At 36.2% G+C, this 25,335-nt stretch carries 22 protein-coding genes; 19 read left to right on the forward strand and 3 right to left on the reverse strand.

The features are described from left to right. Positions 1–2: 2 nt before the first annotated feature. Positions 3–386: a hypothetical protein gene (locus B7P33_RS01755; protein ID WP_097440239.1), complete on the reverse strand. Its 384-nt coding sequence runs from the start codon at positions 384–386 to the stop codon at positions 3–5. After that, positions 376–1,197 (reverse strand): M23 family metallopeptidase, encoded by an 822-nt coding sequence (locus B7P33_RS01760; protein ID WP_097440240.1) that lies wholly within the window; start codon positions 1,195–1,197, stop codon positions 376–378. The genes B7P33_RS01755 and B7P33_RS01760 overlap by 11 nt, the downstream gene beginning before the upstream one ends. Before the next feature lie 89 nt (positions 1,198–1,286). On the opposite strand from B7P33_RS01760, the gene B7P33_RS01765 reads away from it, so the two are divergent. The 17 genes from B7P33_RS01765 (at position 1,287) to B7P33_RS01850 (ending at position 20,295) form a co-directional block, all read left to right on the forward strand. Next, positions 1,287–2,495: a hypothetical protein gene (locus tag B7P33_RS01765; RefSeq protein WP_097440241.1), complete on the forward strand. Its 1,209-nt coding sequence runs from the start codon at positions 1,287–1,289 to the stop codon at positions 2,493–2,495. A 117-nt stretch (positions 2,496–2,612) separates the two neighbouring features. After that, entirely contained in the window at positions 2,613–3,425 is an 813-nt protein-coding gene (locus tag B7P33_RS01770; protein WP_097440242.1) for a hypothetical protein, read from the forward strand. 103 nt (positions 3,426–3,528) lie between these two features. Continuing rightward, positions 3,529–5,046: a toprim domain-containing protein gene (locus tag B7P33_RS01775; protein ID WP_141402370.1), complete on the forward strand. Its 1,518-nt coding sequence runs from the start codon at positions 3,529–3,531 to the stop codon at positions 5,044–5,046. Next, positions 5,030–7,492 (forward strand): type IV secretion system DNA-binding domain-containing protein, encoded by a 2,463-nt coding sequence (locus B7P33_RS01780; protein ID WP_097440244.1) that lies wholly within the window; start codon positions 5,030–5,032, stop codon positions 7,490–7,492. The genes B7P33_RS01775 and B7P33_RS01780 overlap by 17 nt, the downstream gene beginning before the upstream one ends. Then, positions 7,489–7,890 (forward strand): helix-turn-helix domain-containing protein, encoded by a 402-nt coding sequence (locus B7P33_RS01785; protein WP_097440245.1) that lies wholly within the window; start codon positions 7,489–7,491, stop codon positions 7,888–7,890. The genes B7P33_RS01780 and B7P33_RS01785 overlap by 4 nt, the downstream gene beginning before the upstream one ends. Before the next feature lie 310 nt (positions 7,891–8,200). Continuing rightward, complete coding sequence (locus B7P33_RS01790; protein WP_172435826.1) at positions 8,201–8,884, forward strand: ParA family protein; 684 nt, start codon at positions 8,201–8,203, stop codon at positions 8,882–8,884. Positions 8,885–8,886: 2 nt separating this feature from the next. Beyond that, on the forward strand, positions 8,887–9,333 hold the full coding sequence (locus B7P33_RS01795) for a hypothetical protein (protein WP_097440247.1): 447 nt from the start codon (positions 8,887–8,889) through the stop codon (positions 9,331–9,333). Beyond that, positions 9,330–9,683: a hypothetical protein gene (locus B7P33_RS01800; RefSeq protein WP_097440248.1), complete on the forward strand. Its 354-nt coding sequence runs from the start codon at positions 9,330–9,332 to the stop codon at positions 9,681–9,683. The genes B7P33_RS01795 and B7P33_RS01800 overlap by 4 nt, the downstream gene beginning before the upstream one ends. A 291-nt stretch (positions 9,684–9,974) precedes the next feature. Next, positions 9,975–10,295: a DUF4133 domain-containing protein gene (locus B7P33_RS19805; RefSeq protein WP_097440250.1), complete on the forward strand. Its 321-nt coding sequence runs from the start codon at positions 9,975–9,977 to the stop codon at positions 10,293–10,295. Further along, the gene (locus tag B7P33_RS01815; protein ID WP_097440251.1) at positions 10,283–12,832 is read left to right on the forward strand and encodes a TraG family conjugative transposon ATPase; all 2,550 of its coding nucleotides are present in this window, start codon (positions 10,283–10,285) and stop codon (positions 12,830–12,832) included. The genes B7P33_RS19805 and B7P33_RS01815 overlap by 13 nt, the downstream gene beginning before the upstream one ends. Then, the gene (locus B7P33_RS01820; protein ID WP_097440252.1) at positions 12,829–13,437 is read left to right on the forward strand and encodes a hypothetical protein; all 609 of its coding nucleotides are present in this window, start codon (positions 12,829–12,831) and stop codon (positions 13,435–13,437) included. Before B7P33_RS01815 ends, B7P33_RS01820 begins: the two co-directional genes overlap by 4 nt. Before the next feature lie 7 nt (positions 13,438–13,444). Continuing rightward, positions 13,445–14,350: a type IV secretion system protein gene (locus B7P33_RS01825; RefSeq protein WP_097440253.1), complete on the forward strand. Its 906-nt coding sequence runs from the start codon at positions 13,445–13,447 to the stop codon at positions 14,348–14,350. A 4-nt stretch (positions 14,351–14,354) separates the two neighbouring features. Then, positions 14,355–15,050 carry a hypothetical protein gene (locus B7P33_RS01830; protein WP_097440254.1) on the forward strand — a complete coding sequence of 232 codons (696 nt, stop codon included), beginning with the start codon at positions 14,355–14,357 and terminating at the stop codon, positions 15,048–15,050. Beyond that, a complete protein-coding gene (gene traM, locus B7P33_RS01835) occupies positions 15,051–16,079 on the forward strand; it encodes a conjugative transposon protein TraM (protein ID WP_097440255.1) in 1,029 nt (342 codons plus the stop codon). Next, entirely contained in the window at positions 16,076–17,032 is a 957-nt protein-coding gene (locus tag B7P33_RS01840) for a DUF4138 domain-containing protein (RefSeq protein WP_097440256.1), read from the forward strand. Before traM ends, B7P33_RS01840 begins: the two co-directional genes overlap by 4 nt. Further along, positions 17,029–17,586, forward strand: a complete 558-nt coding sequence (locus B7P33_RS01845; protein ID WP_097440257.1) for a conjugal transfer protein TraO — start codon at positions 17,029–17,031, stop codon at positions 17,584–17,586. Before B7P33_RS01840 ends, B7P33_RS01845 begins: the two co-directional genes overlap by 4 nt. 27 nt (positions 17,587–17,613) lie before the next feature. Next, positions 17,614–20,295, forward strand: coding sequence for a TraQ conjugal transfer family protein (locus B7P33_RS01850; protein ID WP_097440258.1), 2,682 nt, complete (start codon positions 17,614–17,616; stop codon positions 20,293–20,295). On the opposite strand, the gene B7P33_RS01855 is transcribed toward B7P33_RS01850, so the two are convergent. Beyond that, positions 20,296–20,769, reverse strand: coding sequence for a hypothetical protein (locus B7P33_RS01855; protein WP_097440259.1), 474 nt, complete (start codon positions 20,767–20,769; stop codon positions 20,296–20,298). It lies immediately after the preceding gene. Positions 20,770–21,621: 852 nt separating this feature from the next. On the opposite strand from B7P33_RS01855, the gene B7P33_RS01860 reads away from it, so the two are divergent. Together B7P33_RS01860 and B7P33_RS01865 are read left to right on the forward strand one after the other, a co-directional pair. After that, complete coding sequence (locus tag B7P33_RS01860; RefSeq protein ID WP_097440260.1) at positions 21,622–23,493, forward strand: site-specific DNA-methyltransferase; 1,872 nt, start codon at positions 21,622–21,624, stop codon at positions 23,491–23,493. Then, a complete protein-coding gene (locus B7P33_RS01865; RefSeq protein ID WP_097440261.1) occupies positions 23,494–25,335 on the forward strand; it encodes a site-specific DNA-methyltransferase in 1,842 nt (613 codons plus the stop codon).

The following is a 25,335-nucleotide window of genomic DNA, read 5'->3' on the forward strand; positions in this document are numbered from 1 at the left end:
ACCTATTGATTGGATTCCCTATCTAAAATTTCAAGTACCACTTTATCCTTTTCGGATAATGGATTTTGATTGATGGAAGCATAGATTTGAAGTATTTCTTGATTTGCAAACTCCACAGCTTCTGCATCGGTGTGTCCGTTTTGAACATAAATACTTTGCCAGTCGGCATGAATAATATGGGCATTGATAGCGAATTCATACAGGTATTCGCAGGCTATAAGCTGGGCGCGTAGTTTTATATAGTCCTCAAGGGCATACAAACAAAAATGCAAATCGGGGTTACAGGTATCCTTTACTATTTGCTTTTCCCATAGTTGTATCATTTCCGGATGTTCCTTTCTAAAATTGAGGGTTGACTCGGTCAATAGGAGTGTTTCATTTTTCATTTTCTATGTTTTTATTTGTTATGGTGTGAAATCGTTGTTCAAAAATTCTATATTTCATGCCAAAGGATGGAATAGGGTCTATGGCTTTCCCGTTTTTTATGACCTCATAATGTAGATGGGGACCTGTTGAAAAACCTGTGTTTCCAGAATAACCAATTAGCTGTTGTGCCTTTATCCTTGCAGCCACTTTTAAGACAACTTCATTTAAATGACCGTACAACGTTTCAAATCCAAAGGAATGTTTAATACGAACAAAATGGCCATACCCTTTCGGTTCATAACCTATGTGGATAATCGTGCCAGCGGCACTGGCGAAAATGGGAGTACCTTTTTTTGTAGCTAAATCAACTCCGTGATGAATTGTTTTTGAATGTTTAATGGGATGCCGCCTGATACCATATTTACTCGATAGGAAAAAAGCATTCCTTTTTAGAGGGCTTGCAGATGGAATACTGTCGATTAGTTCTAATGGGATTTCCCAAAATTCTTTTTCTTTTTGGATTTGTTTGAAGTTTTTGGCATTTGCCAGATGATTCTTCAAATAATTCTGGTTTGCCGGAGATAACAGCGAATCCTTATGATTTTTTGCGGTAAGATCTTTATTGTAATCATTATAGAACTGACCTGACCTTGAGAATAAACCATTATAGATGAGCATTAATAGGAACAAAACAAACAAAAGCCATAACAATCTATTTTCTGGGTTCAACGAACTTATTTTTCTATTAAAAGTTCCATTTAGGAAAATTGGCCCCCTTAATGAATGGAACATTTGCCGCCAAGAATTATTTGTACTATTTCCAGTTTCCATTTTTTTAGGGGATTACTTGTTTTAAAACCAAAAATAATTATATTTGATTAATATTTTACAATTATACTAATTTTTTACACAATTGAAATATGAATAATATTTGGAGAGCATCGGATGACAAACTAGATATCAATGCCGTGATGGACTATTTTGGCTATCCTATGATCAAGAATGAAGTGAATCATAAGATTTACCGAATGGGCAAGGACCATGCCGTGGTATTCCATACTGGTAGCCGTCAATTGTATTACATGTGCAGCAGACCGGAAAAGAAACAACGTGTTTTTGATTTGATTTTGACAGGATGTTCAAAGACCGAAAAAGATAGTTCTAAAGGCTTATGGAACAAAGTCGATAATTGTTATTCCTATTTAAACAGTAAAAAAGAGTTTCAATTAACCAATGTAGCACCAAACAAAGAGGAAATAGTTGATGAATCTTTTAATCATTTTAAAGAGTTTGCCAAAACCTTAAAATCTTCTACTTTATTGGAAGATGATAATTTGAAAGCTTGCTTCGAAGAACGGTTATTTCAAGACGATAAAGGTCTTCTATATTTTCCCTTTTACAATCTATCGAATAATTTAACGGGGCTTGTACAGCAAAAAGACTCTAAAACATTTCCTGTTGCTGAAAGCGACACAAGTATGTCCATTTGGTTTAGTAAGGTACCTAAAAAAATACAGCAACTAATCGTTTTCAATAATCCACTTGAGGCCATCTACTTTCAACAGAAGTTCAAGTTAAGTAACGCGGTATATCTGGCCATCAAGAACATAAATTATGAGACTAGCAAAATATTGGTTCAAATATACAAGCAAACCAAAGTGCCTAAAATGATGTTAAGCTTCACTGGAAACAGCAAAATTGAAGGTTACATTGATGATTTGATGTTGATATCGTGTATCAATGACGGTAAGTTTTTCATTAAGATCGAAAAAGATCACTTAATGATTCAATTTGATCCAGAATCGGAAAAAGCAATATCCCAATTGCACAAAGAAATCCAAAAATATAATCAGGCACTTGCTCAGGAATATTTAAAATTCAACAAGGTTGTGGACCATACCTTGGTGAACCAAAAGAGCATGGTTCTTTCAAAACATAAAGAAATGGTAGCCTGTAAGTTACCTATTGAAATTAATGCTTTGCGTTACTTCCTATGGAGTTATTATAGGAATTACCTTGGAAAGATGATCGATATTATTAAACCACAAACCCAAAATTGGCAATATGAATATAATCAGAGCACCAATGTAAGCCCACAAGAGATTAGCGCTTTTAAAATAGCGGTATAAAAAAAGGGGTGCTCCCACCCCTTTTCGATCCTTAATTCCGGATATGAAAATGGAAAGGTCATGTCCGGAATTTCAAAGTTACTAATTATAAATGATCCTTAATTTAAAATTTGAAAAATGGAAAATCAGTTAGAAAAAGTGTTCGTGAAAGTGAACCAAAGATGGCAAAAAGCAACTATTATCAACGAAGAAGATGGCAAGGTAAATGTTCTGACCCAAGATGGACAGCGCTTTAGCATGGCCAAAGAAAGTAAATGGTTGGAATTCGTGCAAAACCCTGCACAACGCTATGCGTATGGTGATGTTAAAGAGCAACTAGAAGGTCAATACATCAGCTTTGAAAAATTACCTGAAAATGTAAGGGATAACCTAGTCCAAGGAAAGGAACATTTTCATGTCTCCACTTACTTATCCGATGGAGAACTTAAAGAAACTTCCAAAATGGTTCAAATGGTTTATGATCCCAATATGGGTTCTCGTTTGTTTGTACAGTTTAAACGAAAAAATCAAGTTACCCTGGACCAGGCTATGGCCTATAACCACAAGTTTAGCCCCGACGAATTTGAACGTATGGTCTCTAAAAAAGAAGTTGTTCTTTTTCAAGGGATTACCAAGGATGGTGAATTGTTTGAAAAGTTAGCCTATTATGAGCCAAAAATACTCGATATACGAACCAAATCGGCCTTAACACCCAACACCTATTTGTACGGGACCAAACTGACTGCGGCCCAAGCAAAGTCGTTAAACCAAGGGGAGGAAATTGAGATTAAAATAAAGACCAAGTCCAAGGGCACCCAGCCATATTTGGTTTCCTATACCCCTAGAAATGAAATTTTCATCACAAAGAGCCTTCAATTGGAAAAGGCAAGAAATCTTGAAGTAGTCAACGACGAAAAAAAAAAGAATTCTAGCCAGCGAATGAAAATCTAGAAATGTAATTGGCCGGAAATTTCATCCGGCCTTTTTTCTATTCCCATCATAATCACCTGATGGGCAAAACGGTTATTTTCTATCATCAACTCACATCATACTTATGAAAGACTATGCAGACAATAGAATGCATTACAGGATGCTCATTTCTAAAATCAACGAAGAAGTTGACTTTTCTGGCTATTTAAGAGTAAAGGGCTATGCCCTACTTAAATCCAGTTTGGGATCAAAAGAATTTGGAAAAGACCAAGAACGTATAGTTCTTAATACAAAGCACAGCCCGGTTTCCTACTTTAATAGAAATGACACAAAAGATAAGGGTTGGTTTTTTAGTTATTTACTTCAACGTACAGCTAATTTTTACGATGCTATCAATGTAGGGTTGGAAGCGATCAACGCTTGTCATTATTCCGAAACGAAGACCAACGCGCTTTTTCGTGCCAAAAAACCATCAAATCTGGAGGTTACTTTTTCAATTAAACCCCTTAAGAGATGGAACTATCTAATAAAAGATAGAGGGTTAAGTTTAAAAACTTTAGAGTCCGAGGCGTTTAACAATAAAGTTCTTAATGGTATTTACGATACATCAAAAGGAAATCAGATTACCAATATTGCTTTGCCTTTGACAGACATAGAAGGTAACATTCCGAATTACATTTTATTCAATAGGCCATATTGGAGTACCAAAAAAAATAAACTTCAAAAGTTTAGAAGATTCATGAATTCAGAATATCATTTTCTGTTTACATCGAATGCATTAAAAAATATGAAGGCAATAGCCTGTTTTGAAAGTGCCTTTGATGCCATGTCCTATCATGAGTCCAACGGTTTGCCCAATCTATTTTACGTGGCATTTAACGGGCAATTGGACGAAAGGAAACTAGAGCAATTTTTTTTATGGAAAAATAAAATTGATCCTAATGCCAAACTCCCCATAAAACTAGGTTTCGACCATGATGTAGCCGGATTCTATTTTGATATGTATTTTCTTAAATGCCTTATGGATAGGGAAAAGAAACAACACGATTTCGTCCTACATAGACAAAATAAAGAGCTGAAACTTCAAGTACAAGGTCATAAAATAGGACTATTGGAAGAAAAACTAAGATCAGAATTAAAAGAATTAAATCATCAAATTGATTTGCAACATGCGAAAATCATTTCCCTCAAAGAAACACTAATTATAGAATTACAGTTGGATAGCATTTTACGCCTTGGTCTCGGTACTTATGGATCACGTTGGTATTGGGAAAAGTTCTTTTCCATTTTGACAAATGCATTGGAATGTCCAAAGATCGAAATCCAAAAATCGCCCTTACATAAAGATTGGAACGAGGACTTACTATGGTTTAAAAACCATGAACAGGTTAAGGATGTAAGTTCAATTGACAGGGGAACAAAGAAAACCTTATGGGCAGTTCATAAGGTTAAGTCCTTACCTAATTACTCCCCCATTGGAAAAGTAATGATGGTTGGTCTGGAAAAGGTGCTATGCGATATCGGTGAAGCAGCCTATCGATGGATTCCAAAAGATCAAATAATCTCTTTCTATCAAGAAAAGAAATCACAGTTAACCCATCAGGAAAGCTTTAAAAATATAAGCTATGGAAGAAAGAAATAATGGTTACTCAGGCATGTATCTTTCGGCTGCCTACTTTTTACTTATTGTTTCTGTGGAATATTATCCGTTAATAGAACATTTATTTGGACCTATGGAAATTCTTCAATCGGTTTATAATTTCCTTAGAACGTCCAATATTCCTGCAACAGGAATTATGTCAAGATACATTCTTGTCGGGCTTTTAATGGGTGGCATTATGATTTACAAGCCAAAAAGAGATGACAAAATATCAAAAACACCAACCTTAATTGGTTTCTTACTCTCCATTGGATTACTGTTTCTATCAGGTTGGCATATCCATGTAACCCAACTAACCCAAAAGCTCGGATTCATAATTTTTGCTTTAGGCTACATAGGAGCTATGACCTATGGTATGCGTTTATTTCAACTTATGAATTTTGATAATTTATCCAAAAACGACCCTTTTAATGAACGTAATGAAACGTTTTTACAGAACGAAGATTATATCGACACTCCTCATTCCGCAAACATCCCTTACTCTTATATTCATAAAAACAAAAAGCGAAAAGGCTGGATAAACTATGTCAATTTATTCCGTGCCTTATTGGTAATTGGAACCCCAGGCAGTGGTAAGTCCTTTTCCGTTATCGAGGAAATAATGGATCAATTGATCCGTAAAGGATTTGCAATGGTCATTTATGATTTCAAATTCAACTCTCTCTCTAAAAAGGCATATGGCTATTTGATGGATTCCAAAATTAAAGGCACAAGTTCACAAGGCAATTATCCTGAAATGTTCTTTATCTGTTTTGATGATCTTCGAATGACACACCGTTGTAACCCCATGCATCAGAACCTTATAACCAACCAATCGGATGCTATAGACATTGCTGAAACCCTACTAAAAAACTTGAACCCGGAATGGATTCAAAAACAGGACTATTTCTCTAGGAGTGCAATTAGTTTTACGGGAGCATGCATTTGGTATTTGAAGAAGAAAGCAGATGAACTGGAATTGGATATATGTACTCCTGGACATCTTTCGATACTTTCTACGGTTAAAGTAGACCTGCTTATGCAAATAATGATGCAGGACAAAGAGGTGCGTCAAATCTTAATACCCTTTAAGGATGCCTTGGAAAAGAAAGCTATGGAACAGCTATCTGGTCAAACAAGTACGGTTCAAATCAGTTTATCCAAGTTGGCAACCAAAGAGATTTTTTACGTGATGTCGGGCAATGATTTCACATTGGAAATTAACGACCCCGACCAGCCCAAAATACTATCCTTACAAAACAACCCTGAACGTAAACAAGTGTACTCCGCAGCTTTGGGCATGTATATGAACGGACTCATGAAAAAAGTCAACAAACCACAAAAACGGCCCATGGCTTTAATATTAGATGAGTTGCCGACACTATTTATCATGTTATTACGCACCATTATTGATACCGGTAGGGAAAATAAAATAGCCACGATTTTAGGTATACAAAGTTTTACCCAATTGGTTTTGGATTACGGTAAAGATATGGCAGAGGTAATTTATGATAACTGCGCAAATGTTATCTGTGGAGCTGCCAAAGGAGAAACAGCAAGAAGATTGAATGAACTATTCGGAAAAATACATCAAGAACAGATCAGTAAAAACACAAGTTCCAATGATGTTGGCACCAATATAAGTACACAAATGATGGATCTATTACCAAGAAGTAAAATTGCGACCATGTCCACTGGATATTTTGCAGGCATTGTTGCAGATACGTTCGAGCATCAAATCAAGGAAAAAAAGTGCTTTGGACAATTAGAACCAGATATTCGTGCAAAAAGCTCAGCTATGGGATATGAATTACCTATAATCAATGAGTTCGTCCCAAAAGACTTTCAAATGAAGCATGATATGCTTCTAAAAGAATTGAAGGCTGTTTACAAGGTTCCCTTTTTTAAATCACTTTTTGAAGAAACGAAAAGGCAAGTAGTCTTAGGAAGTTCATTTTTCTTTGAATATATAGATAAATATGAAAACAATGCTACAAAAGCAGTTCAGATGAAAGGCTTAGCCAAGCGCTATAACTTGGTGAAACATAAGAAAGATCTAGTGAATGTAATGTCCAGTGGAAATCCAGATAAGGCGATAAGGGAATTTTTCTCCGATATCATTAGAGAATATCTTATTGCATGCGAAATAGAGAGCGTGTCCAGCCAGAACTTTGAAAACATTATGAGGGAGGTTGACACCTTAGTGAAAAATGAATATTCATCGTTAACCGGTGAAGTTTTAAAAAATGCAATCTTTGATGAAGAAAAAATAAATAGTGAAATGGCCAGTGCAATGAGTAATTCTGATGAAGCAGCCAAGTCCTTTATGGAGAACTTCCAAAAGAACTTGTCCGAGGAGGATTTAGAAACTTTGATTACATTGCAGGAAGAATATGATACGGAAATGGAAGAGCCTTTTTCTTCCTATCCCATAGAAAGTTATGAATGATGGATATTGAAGGTATAATAAAACTTGATTCAAAGGACTTTGGTTATATTGGAGAACGTTTAAAGGAGATACGTCTTGAATTAATTGAAATAGATGATATTTCAGATAAACGGTTCAGCGAATTTTCGTTGACGAAACTGAGTGATAAGCTCCAAATAGACCGTAATACTTTAGTAAACGTAGAGCGGGGAATGTCCACGGTCAATTCTATAAAAATTATCCTTTATTATTATACTTTAGGCTATAATCCTATCTGGATTTTACTCCCGGATAATGAATTTGTGCCAAAACGTAGTTTGATTGAAAACATGGCCTACAAGGATGATCTTCAAAAGAAATTCCTTGAAATGGAATCTCAGATGATAGAGGCCATGAACGAATTCAAATCTTCATTGTAATACACCAGAACTTCATATTAACGACGTTCACTTCCTTATTTTCAGCATTTCTTGAACTAATTAAATGCTAAATATATAGCTATAGGGCATTATTCATTTGAAGTACTAAATCAATAGATATAGCATTATTTGTATATAGCAATATTTACATATAGTAATAGCGATACCTATAGTTGAACAAAGCATTGAGGCTAGCATTAGCCCAATAGTGCAACCATTACATCTATAAACATATAATCAAACCTATATAGCATCATATGACTATATGTTCATATGACCCTATTGTCATATGATGCCAAAAACGAATACTATGAAAACAACAATTATATCTTGTGCAAGTGAAAAGGGAGGCAGTGGCAAAACGACCATTAATATTATACTGGCTACTAACTTATTCTTTAAGCACGCTAAAAAAGTGGTTCTAATAGACTTGGATAACCCACAATACTCGGTTTACAAGAAACGGCAAAGGGATTTAAAGGAACTTTCTGAAGCGGAACAGCAGACCGCTAAATTTTACCCAATAGAAAAATCAACTGTGAAAGAGTTGGATTCTATTATCAAAACCTACTATGGAACCGTTGACTTCATCATTTTAGACTTCCCTGGTAATCTTAACGAAGAAATGGTGAAAGGCCTCCTTTATGTAGAACATATATTTATCCCTTTCTTTTTGGATGAACTAGAAATCAATAGCACCGTAATTTTTTATAAAACATTAAAAAATAATTTTTTAGAAAACGATGGTCGGGTATTAAGAGGAGTTAACTTGTTCTTTAATCGCTACGAAAAAATAAAAGTAAACAAGTTTGCAGCAATAAGGCGAGGTTTTAAAAAATCAGGCATGCCGCTAATGCAATCAGTAGTGATGGATAGGACTATTTACAGAGAGAAGTATCGCAATACCCTACAACCCATTCCTGAATCCCGTGAAAACGGTGAAATGGAATTGAATGAATTCATAAACGAAGTAATCGAAATTTTAAATGATTGACCATGGGAAAAAAAATAAATGTTAGCAGCTTGCTTAACGCGGCAATGAACGACGATATGAGTCCGGCAGAAACTGTAAAGAACTTAAAGGCTCAGCGGAATGAGGGAACCTCACCCGACATAAATCCAGGTAGTAGCCGAAGTAATAGTAATTTTGATGAAATATCCAATGCTTCTATTTCTACCCATCGGAATATAACAGCAACTAAGGAACATCCTAAGATTATAGGCTTGGAACACCTTTTGGCAGAGGAAAACTTTTCAGACAGAAAAGAACAATTTATCTTTAGGTTGAGCCAACAGTGTTTTGATGACTATGAAGAATTGACAAGGACTGTTAATTATAAGCTACATAAAAAGCTATCGAGGAACGATATTATGCGAAAAGTACTTGAACATTACCATACCAATGAATTGGAAGATTTATTAAGACTATTACATAACATTTGAATTGGAAATGGGAACATATCGCTTGGTTAATCATTGGTGTACTTTGTATTCTTTGGTATATCATCGTATTTGTTATTTTGAAAAAAAGCAAACAAAAAAAAATTTCCGATTCTCTTTCAAATGTGCAAAATTCTAATATATTTGTAAATAATTCATCTTTTGAAGATTTAGACATGGACCATTTACTCAACCAAGTCGATAAGAATGTAAGCAGTTCCGAACTGTTGGACATTTTTGGAACGTCTGAAAAGGATACCGAATCCTTAATTCCTAAAAAAAATGAAAAACTCAAGGTTATCAGAAATGAAGACCTTCCTGAGAACGAGGAAGGTCAGCCCCCACCAGATTAAGTATCTTCTTTTTGGTGGTATCCTATTATTACTACCATTTGAAACCCATGCTCAAATTAATGAGCTGGTAAATCAAGTAAATGCTGCCGAGCAAGGTGCATCACAAATTGGGAATAGTATTTTTCGAATAATCAAAATTGCTGCAGCCGTATTACTAGGAATCGCCGCAATTACTTTTTTGATTGTTCGGGAACAAAGTCAGGATTTGACCAAAAAAGTCGGGAATATCATTCTTGGCTTGGTAATTTTCTATGGACTATTGGAAATAGGCGAGAACCTATCTAGGTAGTCATGGAAGATAAATATTATCCTATCCCTAAGGCCTTACAGAAGGACGTGACCTTCTTTGGCCTAAAGGCTAAATATGTAGACCAAGCATTTAAAGGCATATTCATTTCGCTTGTACTTGGTATGATCTTAGGTGCCTTCACCACAACCTTACTAGGGTTTCTAGTGTCGTTAATAGCAGCATTTAGCTACTTTTTTCTAATGCTTTACTATTCATTTTCATTTGGTGAAAGTGGTTATTTAAAGGCAAGGGCAAACAAAGCCAGACCTACCTCCATTAAAGGGTCCTCAAATAAAAAAACGCTCTTGACATGGATACACTAAGCTTAATGGATGCTTTTCCAATTTATGGATATGAATCCCCGATCCTAGTTTCCAAAGAAAAAGGATGTCTTTGTATTCCACTCGAATTAAAACTCCCGGAAATATTCTCATTGGACAAGAATGATTATGCCAAGTTCAATCGCTTATTCGCCAATATTATAACCACTTTGGGAGAAAATACTTTGGTTCATAAACAAGATTTGTTCCTTACCGACAGATACAAACTGGACAAAACGAGAGTTGATAAGGATTTTTTTGAATTGGAGGACGAGTTACACTTTGTAAACAGACCTTTTTTGAAACATCGCTGTTTTCTTGGACTTCATCTAGTTCCAAAGAATTATTTTAAATGTAATCCGCTAAGCGCAAATGGTTATTTAAAAAAATCAAAAAATGGTCTGTTCGATGGTCCAATACCTAAGGAGTACCTTGATACGACGGTCTTAGAGACTTTTAGGTTAAAGGCAATGGCGATTAATCAACTTATAAATGAAAGTGAGCTTTTAACTTCTACAATATCCAATTTTGACCACTTATTTGAAAAGGACGGCTATTATTCGAATTATTTAGAGGCAACATTTGAGGAGGGCTCCGGTGTTGATATTGATTTTGAAAATGCAACCTTATTCAATGGAAAAAAACAAGGTCAATTTTTCACATTGGAAAATTTGGATCAATTTGATACCGAAGCCATTTTTGATCATAGCTATTACGGTAAATATCACTCTGATGAGCATCCCTTTCCTATTGGAAACCTTTTCTCCTTAGGGTTCAAAATACCCTACGAACACATTATCAACCAGTATATATATCTACCGCCCAAGGACGCAGGTGTTAATAATCTTAAGAAAAGGGCAAAAAGGTTGAATAAATATGCAAACAATCGTAAAGGGGATAAAAATAGTATCTATAGAAATCAAATTCATCAGTTTGAGCAGAATTTGATTGAAGAGCATCAAGAACTGGTCTACTATCATTTAAATGTTTTGGGGTATTCTGAACACAGTGATGATTTTGGCATGATGTGCAATACCATAAAATCAGCTTTTAAAAAAATAGGGGTTCATGTCAAGACCAATTCTGTAGATAGAAAGAATTTATTCTTCGGCGGAATTTTAGGAAATGGTGTCGGGATAAGTTCAGAATTATATAGCCCAATGTCTTCCAAAATGGCTGCTTCCCTTCTTTATTCAGAGGGAGGTTATAAAAATCCAGTTCATGGATTACATGGACTTCGAATGATTGACCGCGCTACACACAAGCCTTTGTTGGTAAGCCTATATAGGGAACCAGAAAAAAATCATTGGATTTTTAATCGGGGTATGTTAATAGCTTCTGGCTCAGGTGGTGGTAAGACGTATTTTGCAAATGCCTACCTATATGCCGAATATCGGGAGGGTGCAGAGGTCATCATTTTGGAAAATGGCAATTCTTATGACAAGCTAACAGCTTATTTGAAAGGTTTTACCATAGAACACAATGATGATAGGCCCTTTTCGTTCAATCCCTTTGTTCTGGACGAACAGGACTATCATATGAATCAAGACAACCTACAACTGGGAGAGCATAAATTGACACAATTGATCGTATTGTTACAACTTATTTTAGGACATGAGAAAACCAAAAGAAGCACGTCAAGCAGTATCATACACCAGACAATTTTTGAGCGTTTAATCAACGGTTATTACCAAAATTCAGAAGTAACGGATAATTCCAATTTCGGGTTCAATAGTTTTTATAGCTATTGTGCTGATGCACTGCCTTTATTACTTAGTGAGCATAAAATCAACACCGACACTTTTGATTGCAATACCGCATTAATGATTTTAGGGAATTATGCTGAAGGAGGACCCCGAGAATACCTTTTGAACAGTAAAGACGAAAGAATATCAAAGCTAACGGGAGAACGCTGGATTTACTTCAAACTAGGTAACCTAATAGATAATCAACAGTTATTTCCCATCATCTCCTTTTTACTTATGGATGTTTTCAATAAAAAGCTTAAAGACCCCAAAAAATTAAGCATCAATAAAATACTTAATGTTGACGAAGCCTGGAATCTTTTTGATAATGAAATCATGGCGCAGTACTTAAATGCCCAGTCTAGAATGGCTCGGAAATATGGAGGCCAGCCTATATTCATTTCCCAAAAAGTGGACGATTTCATCACATCAAAACATATCGGAAAAACACTTGTGGTAAATAGTCACATAAAGGTTTTACTTGACATGGCCGAGTACTCCAATTCCTTTGATGACATTCAGGAAATATTGGGTCTGAACGCTAAGCAAAAACAAATGGTACTGTCCTTAAACAAGGACACATCTGAAAAAAGAAAATATAGGGAAATTGCCATTTGTTGGAAAGAAAAGGTAGGAGTATATGGTCTGGAAACGTCTTATTCTACAAAATGTCTCTTTGAAACTAATCCAAATGAAAAGGCGCTTATCAATTCTCTTTTGGAAAAAAATAAGAACGATTGGAAAAAAACTGCACTTGACTATAAAGAACTAACTACAAAAAACGAGTCCTTATGAAAAAAACGACACTAGTACTCATACTCTGTCCAATATTAAACTTTGCTCAAATACCTGTAACGGACGTTGCGGCAAATGGTCAATTGGGACTTTTAAATACGAACATCCTTGCCCTTCAAGGTCAGGTTAGTTCATTAAACGGAAATATGGCGACCTTAATTCAATTGATGCAAAAAAACGTTACGGCTACCACCAGTACATCCAAAGACATATCCCAAGAAATTTCAGCCAAGCGAACAACAGCAAGTTTTGTGCTTGGAGCTCCTGAAATGTCACAGCTTATAACTATCAAGAAAAAATTTCTAGAGGCGTATAATGGTGTGAAGAAGAACTTAAATGATTATAACCATTTAACGGAAAAAGAGCATCATGAAGCGGAGCAATTTCTAAGTGAAATGGTTGCAATGTTATCCACACAGATTGCGCATGCAAAAACGATGGCTTCAACTCCTGAACTAATAGATTCCTCTGCACGCCTCAACAAACTCCAAAATATTGTTCAAAAAATGGAAGATATTTTGAATAGTGTAATTGAACTCAACGGGAAATTGGCGCAAAGAAACGAGCACCGTAGGGCGATACAATCTATAATTTCCGTAAACTGATCAGAGCATGCAAGAAAGTTCCGGCTTCCGTTTCTTGGTCAATACACTTTTTGATGAATACCTTCAGGAAGCTTTTGATTCATTGGGCCCCACCTTATCGGTTGGATTCCATTTTGCGAAGATTGGTATCGGCATATTTGCAATACAGCACTTTGCCAGCCCAGACAGGGGCGATTTATGGAAAGCATTAAAATGGTTCCCCTTGTTATTTATACTATTCAATTACGAAGTGTTTGCCTTAGCCATTTTTGAGTTCTATGACAACTTGGGAAAATCCTTTGTTGGCACTGAAAAAAATTGGGACAGTATTAATATGAAGGTGGCCAAAGCTCAAATCGAGTTCTTTTCAGAATCCACAGCGGAATGGAATCTATTTAGTATTGACCTAAATGCGATACAATCCCTTGCTATGGCGGGGCTATCTGGGGGTATAACTTCAATTGCGCATGTAGTGTCGTCCATAATATTTGTAGGTATCAAATCACTCTCTATTATTTATTTATTCATTCTCATCATTTTTGGACCCATAAACATTGGGCTTTCCTTTATCCCAGCCCTTTCAGGGCTTTTCAAAGCATGGCTCCAGAAATTCATGAGTGTTTGTTTATGGGTTCCCATGTTATATGTTGTAGACGCATTTATGGTAGAACTAGTTGACTTGTTGACCACGCATTTGCTTCAGAATAATGCAAAAGATATTGGCATAGTCCTAACCGCATCCCTTTTAATATTGATGACCTCTTTTTTTTATATCAAAGCCCCTACCCTAGCCAATTTTGTTGTGCAAGGTTTGAACATTTCGGGGGGTAATATGGTCTCAAAACCTAAACATTATGGGAAAAAAGCAATAAATACCGTAATCGATGCCAAAACTGGGGGTGCATCAAAGGGGATACGAACCTTAACACAATGATATTATGAATAATCACACCCTCCTGAATGGTGCAGTCGGGCAGGTTCGACCCATGAAAAACGATAAAAATAAACAGATGAAACATCAGTATTACATTTTTAATGATATCCAAAGGAATCAAAAGAGAAATAGGATTTTGGTTTATTTAGCATTAGCCGTGGTCCTGATAACCGCTATCGTTTCAATGTTTCTAGTCCATAACGCACATAAACAGGCGCGCTTTAATGCCTATGTTATCCAAGGAGGCCTGCGGACACCAATTGAACCTATCACAGACAAAAAAGAGCAGCTTCGTTTGTTGACAGAAGGCCATATTCGTCAGTTCCATGAGCTTTTTTTCTCCCTTGAGCCCGACTTAAACCACATAAGAAATAATATAGAACAAAGAGCTCTTTACATGATCGACAATTCAGGTAAACGGTTATATGTTCGGTTGGTCGAAAAAAAATATTTCCACGATGTTGTAATGAACGACTATCGCTATCTTATTGAGCTTGATTCAGTTGTAGTTGATTATTCAAAGTATCCGTTTCCATTTACCTACTATGGAAAACAATCTATAGAAAAAGGAAAAAATATGACCTACAGAAATTTGCTTACTAAGGGATTTGTAAAAGAAACCGGAATAACGGCAAATAATTTAAACGGAATGAAAATTATGGACTTTGAGGTAGTCGATAATTCTGATGTAACAAAGTAAATGATGGGAGATGTAAAATCTAAAATAAATGATTTTAAGGATTGGGTGGTAAAACATAAAACCCTCTCCATTGCACTGCCGATAGTTTTTGTACTCAGTAGTTTTTTTGTCATTGAAAATATAAAGGATTATCAATCCATTTCCTTGAAAGCAGAGGAATCAAATGGTTTTAATCCTAACCTTCCTTCACCAAACACAAAAAAATCAACACAGTTAGAAGACGAGGCATTATGGAAACAATCTTCTACGAATGATGTCTACCAAAATTCCAACTTTGAAAACTCTCCGGAATTGATTGAAAAATCTCAAAAAGAGGATTCCATTAAAAGGGTTTTAAAGGAATTGGAAGATATTTCATTTGACTTAGAACAAAATCAACTTTTAATATACGAAGAAAGTTTAACTCAAGAAAAAGAGGGAAGTAAGAGCTCCAGAGGACAAGGAGGCCAAATGAATGAAACTTTGGAAGCTCGCATTAACTATAAAGAATTACTGCGGGAGAGCAAAGAAAAAATGCTCGAAACCAGTAATGCGAATCCCCCTTCACTTCTAGCCGAAAAAGGGACTCAAATATCCAATTTGGTTCAAGCTAAGGTCAAAGTTTACCGAGATCAATTCGTGTTGCCCGATGATCGGGTTCAACTCATTGTAGCTGAAGAATTTAAGTATGATGGCAAAATTATTCCTAAGAATACATTTTTTTATGCCCTCGCATCTGTACAAGGGAATCGGGTGCTATTAGATGCGGATAACATAAACCATATACCGATTAAGGCAACATTAAAGGACCTTAGGGATGGAATGGAAGGAATTTATAGTGAAAGAGCTGGGGGTCTATGGGGAGAGTACATGGCCGAATCCCAAAATAGGGCCGTAACCGAATTAACAAATGAATTAACCACTGGATTGGGCGGGAATGTAAGCGGTCTTATGACAGGCTTGGGGTCTTTTTTGAAAAGGAAAAAATTAAGGGAAAGAGATAAAATTCTATTGATCAATAATCATGAACTTCTAATGACAATTGAATGAGGCATATTTACCTTATACTATTAATCATCTATCCTTACGATGTTCTATTCGGACAAGCGGATACCATTCAGGTTTCAAAGGATTATAAAACCATTTTAGTTTTACCGGAACCCTTTTCATTCTCAATAAATGGCAAAGATTTGAACTTTATTGAATCATTCCCTAAAAGCACTTCTGAAAAGGCTACCCACATCGTAATGCTTACCTATAACGATGTTGCACCGGTCAAACAGGACTATACCAACTACACGGTTTATACAAAAGATGGATTGGCTTACGATTTTATTCTTGATTTGATAGACATCCCAAAAATTAAACGATGGAATATCAATATAGAAATGGCAGATAATGTATCCAAGGAACATCTTGCAATAAATAATTCCGAAAATACCGATAAAGAAATCATCAAAATAGAGGATGTAGCATTGCCCAATCAAATTGAAACTTCAGCCAATGACGGTATAGAAAATATTAAAATCACCCCACTATCAACTTCTTTATATGACGAAGACAGAATTGCCTATCTGAAACAAAAATGTGAAAACCATATTGGTGATAAAGGAAATATAGCCCGATATTTTTCAAAAATTGGGGACGTTTTTGTTTGGCTAAAGGGAGTGTATTATGATCGTGAAGAGCTATATTTTTTATTTAACATAGAAAACAAAGAGCCAATAGACTTGGATATCAATTTTCTCAAATCTTTCATCGGCACTAATTACAAACAAAGTAGCAGCAACCAAAAAAGTGAATTCGAGCCAATATACAGATATGCCCAACCCTCCAGGGTAGAAGGAAATACATCGACCACATTTTTCATGGTTTTTGAAAAATTCACATTAGATAAAAACAAGCACCTAGTAATAGAACTGGATGAATTAAATGGCAATAGAAATATTGGTCTTGACATTGAACATCTATTGATAAATCGACCTAAAAAATTTGGAAAATGAGAAAAATCAAAAGATATGCTTTCGTATTAATTGGTATACTTTCCTTTCTTTTAGGAGGCCAGCATTTAAAAGCGCAAAACTATGCCAGTAGTTTGGAATTATCCTCAGGTATAGTCGAGGATGGTTATGGGATAAATGCTGGGTATAATTATTACCTAAATAGGTTCAGATATATTCAAGGGGCCGTGTTCTTATCCTTTGCTGAAGATAATCAACAGGGTTTCAGTGTACCCTATAACAATTTCACCCTAAATATTGGCTATTTCAATAATATCATTGAGGCCCTTAATAGAAAATTTACCGCTTCTTTAGGTGCTGGGCCGGTAGTTGGGTATGAAATTATAAATAACGGGGAACAAGAACTTTCTACCGGAGCCTTGGTCAATAATAGTTCTGAATTCATCTATGGTGGCTTCGTTGGCGCAGAATTGGATTTTTATTTGAGTGAGTCATTTTCAATAATTGGAAAAGCAAATCAATACTACCACCCCTCAAGTGATTTAGGTCAATTCGCCTTTTTCGGTGGGGTCGGTATTCGGTATATACTGTTTTAGGGTTATCCCCTGCAAAATTGAGAACATATGAAAAAACGAATTAACCCACTATTTGGTCTTTTGTGCCTTTTCATTTTTACAACTTGTGACAAAGATGTTGAAATCATTAGCAGTTTCGATTATACCATCTCTATGAATTTTAGGGATAAGGCCACAGTAAACCTTCCCGAAAACGTATCTCTTTCCGTTGTACCTGAGCGCTTGGTAAAAACACAGTCGTACCAATTTAAGTATGAGTCGAAAGACGGTTCAGGGTATTTTGTATCGGATGGGTCAATACTACCCCAAAGAGAGTGGATGCCTCTTAACGAATTAACACTTTCCCTTGACTTTGTGGCGCCTACCATTGGTTCAAAAGAAATCGAGGTAACTTTTACAGATGCCGATGGACTGGAAAAAACCGAAACTTTAAACTTTTTAGTAGCGCATAATCCATTTATTTGGAAAGCATCAACAACAACCAATACGATAAACATTAATGAAGAGGTACCTATTTCATTGTTATTAACCAATACAGGAATTGATGAAAATGCTACGTATGAGCGAAACATATATTTTATCCAAGGATCTGGAAATTTAAACTTTGTCAATGAAGAAGAAGCATCGGAAATCCCAATTGAAACTGGAAAATTTGTTGAAATGCAACCCGGTTCTTTCAATTTAAAAGGAGAATTTAAGGAAACAGGTGTCAATAAATTGATTTTTGAAGCTAGGGATAAAAATGGTCAATCCCAGAAAGACACATTGAGCATAACGGTGGAAGAAATCGAGTTTTCCTTTACCGCTTCGCCGCAGAAAAATGAAATTGACATAAGCGAAAACACCAATCTAAATTTCAATATTACGGAATCAAATCCTTCAGGGACATCCTACCAAATGAGGTATGAGATTATCTCAGGTAGTGGTATTATTAGCTCAGGAGGCGAGACAGTTGCTCCCAATACATTTACAGTTGTACCAACTGGCAATTTTTCATGGGATTTTGAATCCAGTACACCTGGTAATGTTGAAATGATATTCTTTGTCAGAAATGAAACAGGAGTTGAAAGCCAGCGTACAGTCACTTTAGTAGTTTCAGAAAGGGATTATGACCTTACCGTTACACCGGCCGCTATTGAAGCCTTCGTGGGCAGTTCCATTAACATTACACTTCTAATAAACGAATTAGGTGCAACCGGAGACACATATACTGGTTTTTATTCTTCCACCGGCACTGGGTCTATAAAAATAGCAGGGGATGAATATACAGCAGGCCAGCAATTTGTACTCACCAAAGAATCAAATACACTTATATATACTGGAATAAGTGAGGGGAGGCATGCATTGACTTTTAAAGTAAAATCGTCTTCAAACATTGAAAAGGAAGTAACGACTGAGGTAGATTTTGTGAGTATTGACTTTGATTTTTCAGGTAGTGTCACGGATAATGATTTGTTCATTACTGAAACAACAAACCTCAACTTTATAATAAACCAAACAGGCATAGGTGCAACAACCTATGAATCCCGGTATGTCATAAATCAAGGAGAAGGTCTTGTTCGTGGTTCAAATGGTGCCCTATTAACACCAAATACGTATTATGGGACATCGGAAGGTCCAGGTAACTATACCTGGAGTTTTGAAGCCACTAAGGCCGGTAGGGTGGATATTACCTTCTTTACCAAAAACGTAACAGGACAAGAAGAAGAAATTCGGTTGTTCATTGATGTAGAAGCCACGGATTTCAGTTTAGATGTAGTAGCAGCAAACACCAATGATTTTGTTTTTCAAACCGTACCATTAAGTTTTACTCTAAACCAACAAGGTGTGGAACAATTAAACTACAATATGACCTATTCCAGTAACGGTGATGGGGTATTAACTATTGGAGGAGTGGATTATAATCCCGGTGAAAATATTGCCTTGACGAGTGTACCTGGAACGTTTAATGGTTCTTATACCGGTAATTCTGTCGGAAACCATCAAGTGACATTTAGAGTGGTATCATCCAATAATATCACCGAAGATAAGACCGTAAATATTAATTTTAACACCATTGGATTTCAAATTAGTGTACCGGCCAACCTTTCTATTAAAGAAACATTGACCGAAAATTTTAATGTGGTAATTAATCCAGACAGAACTGATTTGAATGTGAATTATGAGATTCAATTGGTAACTGATCAAAACGGCAGTTTTAACTACGGTGCCATCAGTCCAGGAATTTTTAGACCAGCTTCAACGGGAAACAATTCATTTAACTACACGCCATTGGATTATGCCAATGGAACCCATATAATTTCGGTTTCGGTGCGGGACAACTTAGGCAACACCAAAGTTGAAAATATGACGGTAAATGTGAATAGAAGGCCTGTTGCTTTTGGGCGAGCTGAAAAAGAAAATGTGAGTTGTGGAGGCTTAAATGGCTGTGATTACCGAGTACGAATGTATATAAGGAGGTCCGGCTTTGGGGAATCCCAAGCATTTGATGGGGCAACTATAACTACCGTCCGAATCAGGATATACAATAGGCAGGACAATCGTTGGGATACAATTGTCAGAAATTTTAATGAATTGGAAACCAACACCCAAGGGGATATCTATTGGCGCTTGGAAGAGGAAAATAGGGAAAGTAGGCTTCGTTACTTGGATCAGGATTTTGAAATTGAAGTGCAGGATAGCGATGGTATCTGGTCGGATAAAAGTTTTGGGTCCGTTATACGTGTTTAATCAATCTCGATTAAAGATATAATTGACTCGAATGGTTTGACCATCAATGACTTCATCAAATTCCAACTCAAGGGTGTTTGAGGATAGTTCTTGAACAAAGTATATAATATCGCTTTCAACAAAGCTTAAAATCGTTTTGTCATCATTGAACATATAATTATCCCGGAACTTGGTTGAGCTTCCTTGCGGGGTGTCATTGCATCTACTTGCGTTTTCATCAATTCTAAAGACATTGGCTTCTCCCCCGGTATCCCCAAAAAAGAACAGGTCGTCCAACAAACAGGTTTCAACCTCTTCAAATCCATCGGTATTTGGAATACCGTCATTATTAAGGTCAATTGATGGAGTTAGGGTAATGGCCCTAAAGCTCCATTGCCCCTTGATGGCTTCATTCCTGTTTTCTAAGGCAAAATCATCGTCTTGACAAGCTGACAAAAGAAAACAAGAGAAAATCAAAAGAAAATTATTTTTCATTATCTACTCAATTAATCAATTTAAAGATAACAAAATTATGGCTGTTCTATTTGGCTGGAATGGCAGAAGGCAAGTGCTTTCCTTGGTAAACGAAACTTGTGATTTTAAAGCATGTGTGGATGTTGCAAGGGGCTTTAAAATGCAAGACTGGAGTGTTGCCAAAGAAAGCTCTTGCCGCGCACCCGAGGAGGTTGGTCATTGCACCTAACTTTAGGAGGGTACAACTGGCCAACTTCCGCAGGGGGATTATTCTCTGTATTTTGACTTATCGTTTTTTGTCATCTTTTTCAATTCTGTCATAAGCATGTCCTCTTCTTGACCCAATGGGAACAAAACATGATACCACATACAATTCATATTGTATTTTAAAATTCTGAACCATCTTGGGTATTGTGATTTTGCCACTTATTGCAATTAAGACACTTAAGATAGTGATTTATAATTTTTTAGTAGCCTGATTTTATCATTTGATGAAGTTCAGAATGGCCAAAGGCAAGTGCTTTCTTTGGCATGCGCCTTGTGGTTTTAAAGGGTATTTGATGGTGCCGTTGGAGCTTTGAAACCGCAAAGCGGGCGTGTGCCAAAGAAAGCTCTTGCCGCGCACCCGAGGGGGTTGGTCATTGCACCCGACTTTAGGAGGGTACAACTTACCAACTTCCCCAGGGGAATTGCATAAGTAAGAAATCTATACTTGAAAATAAGTTTTGTTTTATCACTTTTTCTTGGAGATAATAAAACGGAATTTAAATTTGGTTAGGGCATCATAGATGTTTATTTTAACAGTTATTTTCCGTTGTATCCCCCTACAAATTCCGGAATTCAACTAACTGATTAAAAAGCAGAGAATTACATATGTCATCAAGTGAAAAACTAGACCTTACTTCTCCAGATTTTGTAAATGAAAACTTTGAAAAGCTGGCCGAATTATTCCCTAATTGCGTTACGGAAAGTGCAGAAGGAAAAGCAATCGATTTTGATTTATTAAAGCAGGAACTGAGCCATGCGGTGGTCGAAGGTAATAAGGAGCGTTATCGCTTGGAATGGCCAGGCAAAAAAGAGGCTATTGTTACCGCAAATCTACCTACCACTAAAACTTTAAGGCCAGTTCGGGAAGATTCTGTTGATTTTGACAATACAGAGAATCTCTATATAGAGGGCGACAATTTGGAAGTGCTCAAACTTTTACAAGAAAGTTATTTGGGCAAAATTAAAATGATTTATATCGACCCCCCTTATAATACTGGGAAAGACTTTGTCTATAAGGACAATTTCAGTAATGATAGGCAAGAAGAATTGCTTGATAGTGGTCAAATAGATGAACTTAATCAGCGTTTAATAGCAAATCCAGAAACATCAGGACGTTATCATTCAGATTGGTTAAGCATGATATACCCAAGGCTAAAACTTTCACGTAATCTTTTAACCGATGATGGTGTGATTTTTATTTCAATCGGTGAAGATGAGGTTCAAAACCTAAAAAAAATATGTGAAGAAATTTTTGGGGGGAATAATTTTATAGCTCAAATAGTCTGGCAAAAAAAATTTTCAAGAGCGAATGATGCGACATATTTTTCAACAATGCATGATTATATACTTTGCGTGGCTAAAAAACACAAATTAAATGATCCTATTGGATTTGAACTTCAATTATTACCAAGAACATTAGAAGAAGCCTCAGGTTATTCTAATCCTGACAATGATCCCAGAGGGGAATGGACTTCTGTTGTATTAAGCACAAAATCTGGTTCGGCCTCATTAATTTATGAGATTGTAACTCCAAGTGGAAGAAAGTGTTTTCCACCTGATGGAAGATTTTGGGGAGTTAAAAAAAGTAAATTTGAAGAGTTAGTTGAGGATAATAGAATTTGGTTTGGGAAAAATGGAGAAGGCATACCACGATTGAAAACTTTTTTTAGCGAAGTTCAATCTGGTTTAAGGCCAAATACTCTATGGTTTCATGAAGAAGTAGGACATAACCAAGAGGGAAGGCAGGAATTAAAAAAACTATTCGATGATAAAGGTTATTTTGATGGTCCAAAACCAGTTAGGTTATTAAAACAAATATTGCATGTAGCAAATACAAAAGATTCAATTATTCTAGATTTTTTTTCAGGCTCGGCAACTACAGCACACGCAACTTTTCTGCTTAACACTGAGGATGGCGGAAATAGAAAATTTATACAAGTGCAATTACCAGAGGCAATTGATGAGGACAGTGAGGCTTTCAAAGATGGTTTTAAGAATATATGCGAAATAGGACAAGAACGCATCCGACGTGCCTCAAAGAAAATCAAGGAAGAAACAGGAGCCGATATTGATTATGGCTTCAGGGTATATCGTCTTGACGAGAGTAATATGGAGGATGTGTATTACAAACCTCAAGAGTATAGCCAAGATAAACTTGATTTATTTGCCGACAATGTGAAGTCTGATAGAACTCCTGATGATTTGCTTGCTCAGGTGATGTTGGATTGGGGTTTGCCACTTTCACTCAAAATAGAAAAAGCCAATATTGAGGGTAAAAATGTTTTCAAGGTCGCTGAGAATTCTCTTTATGCCTGTTTTGATGAAGGTATAGATGAAGCTTTAGCAAAAGCCCTAGCGGAAGAAAAACCTCTGCGTATTGTCTTTAAGGATAGTGGTTTTAAAGATGATACAGCCAAAACCAATGTAAAACAGTTGTTGAAGCAATTGAGTCCTGAGACTGAAATGAAAGTTATATAAATGCAAGAATTAAATATGCAAAGCCCAAATTGGGTAAACGAAAATAGCAAGTTCATAGCCGAGAGGTTCCCAAATTGTGTTACTGAAACAGCAGAGGGGTTTAAGGTAGATTTTGACTTATTGAAGCAAGAGCTATCAACTGATTTAGTTGAAGGAAACAAAGAACGTTATCGCTTAGAATGGCCAGGTAAAAAAGAAGCTATTGTTACAGCCAACTTGCCTACCACTAAAACACTGAGACCTGTAAGGGAAGATTCAGTTGATTTTGATACCACCGAAAATCTTTATATAGAGGGCGACAATTTGGAAGTCCTCAAGATTTTGCAGGAAAGCTATTTGGGCAAAATCAAAATGATTTATATCGATCCGCCCTATAATACAGGTAAAGACTTTGTATATAAAGACAACTTTAGCAAGGATAGCCAAGAAGAACTTTACGAAAGTGGTCAACAGGATGAGAACAGCCGTCGATTAATTTCAAATCCCGATACCTCAGGTCGTTACCATTCTAATTGGTTGACTATGATTTATCCCCGCTTAAAATTGGCAAGAAATTTATTATGCAAAAAGGGAATAATTTTCATATCCATAGACGATATCGAACAACATAATCTAAGAAAAATATGTGATGAAATATTCGGGGAAGAAAATTTCATTGCTAATATTATTTGGCAAAAAAAATATGCTCCGCAAAACGATGCTAAATATTTTTCTGATAGTCATGAACACATTTTAGCATATTCAAAGAATAAAGAATTTTTTAAAATTGGTTTGCTTCCAAGAACAGAGGAAGCAAATAAGAGATACAGTAATCCTGACAATGATCATAGGGGGCCATGGAAGTCTAGTGATTTGACAAGAGCAGAGTATCGCCCAAATGATGATTTCGCAATAGTCAATCCAATTAACGGAATGGAGTTTTATCCACCAAAAGGAAATAGCTGGCGTCAACCTAAGGATAAAATAGAAGAGTTAATCTCGGAAAATAGGATTTGGTTTGGGGTAAATGGGGACAGTAGGCCTTCATTAAAAAGATACTTAAGTGATGTAAAACAAGGAATTACTCCTCAAACTATTTGGGAGCGAAAGGACGTTGGTGACACCCAGGAAGGAAAGAAAAGAGTTAAAGAGATTTTTGAAAATGCATCAATCTTTGAAACAGTAAAACCACATAGATTAATTCACAGGATGCTTAAAATTGCGAATGTTAAACAAGGAGATACAGTTCTTGATTTCTTTTCAGGTTCAGGCACTACTGCCGAAGCAGTACTTCGCTATGACTGTGATTTAAAATTCATACAAGTTCAAATTCCTGAAAAAACAGATTTAACAAGTGAAGCTCACAAAATGGGCTTTGATAACATCTGTGAAATAGGAAAAGAACGCATCCGACGTGCCGCAAAGAAAATCAAGGAAGAAACAGGAGCCGATATTGATTATGGCTTCAGGGTATATCGTCTTGACGAGAGTAATATGAAGGATGTGTATTACAAACCCCAAGAATATGCCCAAGATAAACTCGATTTGTTTGCCGACAATGTAAAATCTGATAGAAATCCTGATGATTTGCTTGCTCAGGTGATGTTGGATTGGGGTTTGCCACTTTCACTCAGAATACAACAAGCCAACATAAATGGCAAAAAAGTGTTCAAAGTCGCTGAGAATTCTCTTTTTGCCTATTTTGATGATAATATAGATGAAGATTTTGCAAAGGCAATTGCAGAAGAAAAACCTCTGCGTATTGTCTTTAAGGATAGTGGTTTTAAAGATGATACAGCCAAAACCAATGTAAAACAGTTGTTGAAGCAATTGAGTCCTGAGACTGAAATGAAAGTATTATAA

This window comes from Sediminicola luteus, from assembly GCF_002514735.1.
Classification (GTDB): Bacteria; Bacteroidota; Bacteroidia; order Flavobacteriales; family Flavobacteriaceae; genus HQA918.

Coding starts and splice junctions, on each gene's coding strand:
- B7P33_RS01840 (WP_097440256.1), top strand. CDS start 16,076: ATGAGGCATATTTACCTTATACTATTAATCATCTATCCTTACGATGTT.
- B7P33_RS01855 (WP_097440259.1), bottom strand. CDS start 20,769: ATGAAAAATAATTTTCTTTTGATTTTCTCTTGTTTTCTTTTGTCAGCT.
- B7P33_RS01770 (WP_097440242.1), top strand. CDS start 2,613: ATGGAAAATCAGTTAGAAAAAGTGTTCGTGAAAGTGAACCAAAGATGG.
- B7P33_RS01795 (WP_097440247.1), top strand. CDS start 8,887: ATGGGAAAAAAAATAAATGTTAGCAGCTTGCTTAACGCGGCAATGAAC.
- B7P33_RS01760 (WP_097440240.1), bottom strand. CDS start 1,197: ATGGAAACTGGAAATAGTACAAATAATTCTTGGCGGCAAATGTTCCAT.
- B7P33_RS01865 (WP_097440261.1), top strand. CDS start 23,494: ATGCAAGAATTAAATATGCAAAGCCCAAATTGGGTAAACGAAAATAGC.
- B7P33_RS19805 (WP_097440250.1), top strand. CDS start 9,975: ATGGAAGATAAATATTATCCTATCCCTAAGGCCTTACAGAAGGACGTG.
- B7P33_RS01790 (WP_172435826.1), top strand. CDS start 8,201: ATGAAAACAACAATTATATCTTGTGCAAGTGAAAAGGGAGGCAGTGGC.
- B7P33_RS01765 (WP_097440241.1), top strand. CDS start 1,287: ATGAATAATATTTGGAGAGCATCGGATGACAAACTAGATATCAATGCC.
- B7P33_RS01860 (WP_097440260.1), top strand. CDS start 21,622: ATGTCATCAAGTGAAAAACTAGACCTTACTTCTCCAGATTTTGTAAAT.
- B7P33_RS01775 (WP_141402370.1), top strand. CDS start 3,529: ATGAAAGACTATGCAGACAATAGAATGCATTACAGGATGCTCATTTCT.
- B7P33_RS01845 (WP_097440257.1), top strand. CDS start 17,029: ATGAGAAAAATCAAAAGATATGCTTTCGTATTAATTGGTATACTTTCC.
- B7P33_RS01780 (WP_097440244.1), top strand. CDS start 5,030: ATGGAAGAAAGAAATAATGGTTACTCAGGCATGTATCTTTCGGCTGCC.
- B7P33_RS01755 (WP_097440239.1), bottom strand. CDS start 386: ATGAAAAATGAAACACTCCTATTGACCGAGTCAACCCTCAATTTTAGA.
- B7P33_RS01820 (WP_097440252.1), top strand. CDS start 12,829: ATGAAAAAAACGACACTAGTACTCATACTCTGTCCAATATTAAACTTT.
- B7P33_RS01815 (WP_097440251.1), top strand. CDS start 10,283: ATGGATACACTAAGCTTAATGGATGCTTTTCCAATTTATGGATATGAA.
- B7P33_RS01850 (WP_097440258.1), top strand. CDS start 17,614: ATGAAAAAACGAATTAACCCACTATTTGGTCTTTTGTGCCTTTTCATT.
- B7P33_RS01825 (WP_097440253.1), top strand. CDS start 13,445: ATGCAAGAAAGTTCCGGCTTCCGTTTCTTGGTCAATACACTTTTTGAT.
- B7P33_RS01785 (WP_097440245.1), top strand. CDS start 7,489: ATGATGGATATTGAAGGTATAATAAAACTTGATTCAAAGGACTTTGGT.
- B7P33_RS01830 (WP_097440254.1), top strand. CDS start 14,355: ATGAATAATCACACCCTCCTGAATGGTGCAGTCGGGCAGGTTCGACCC.
- traM (WP_097440255.1), top strand. CDS start 15,051: ATGATGGGAGATGTAAAATCTAAAATAAATGATTTTAAGGATTGGGTG.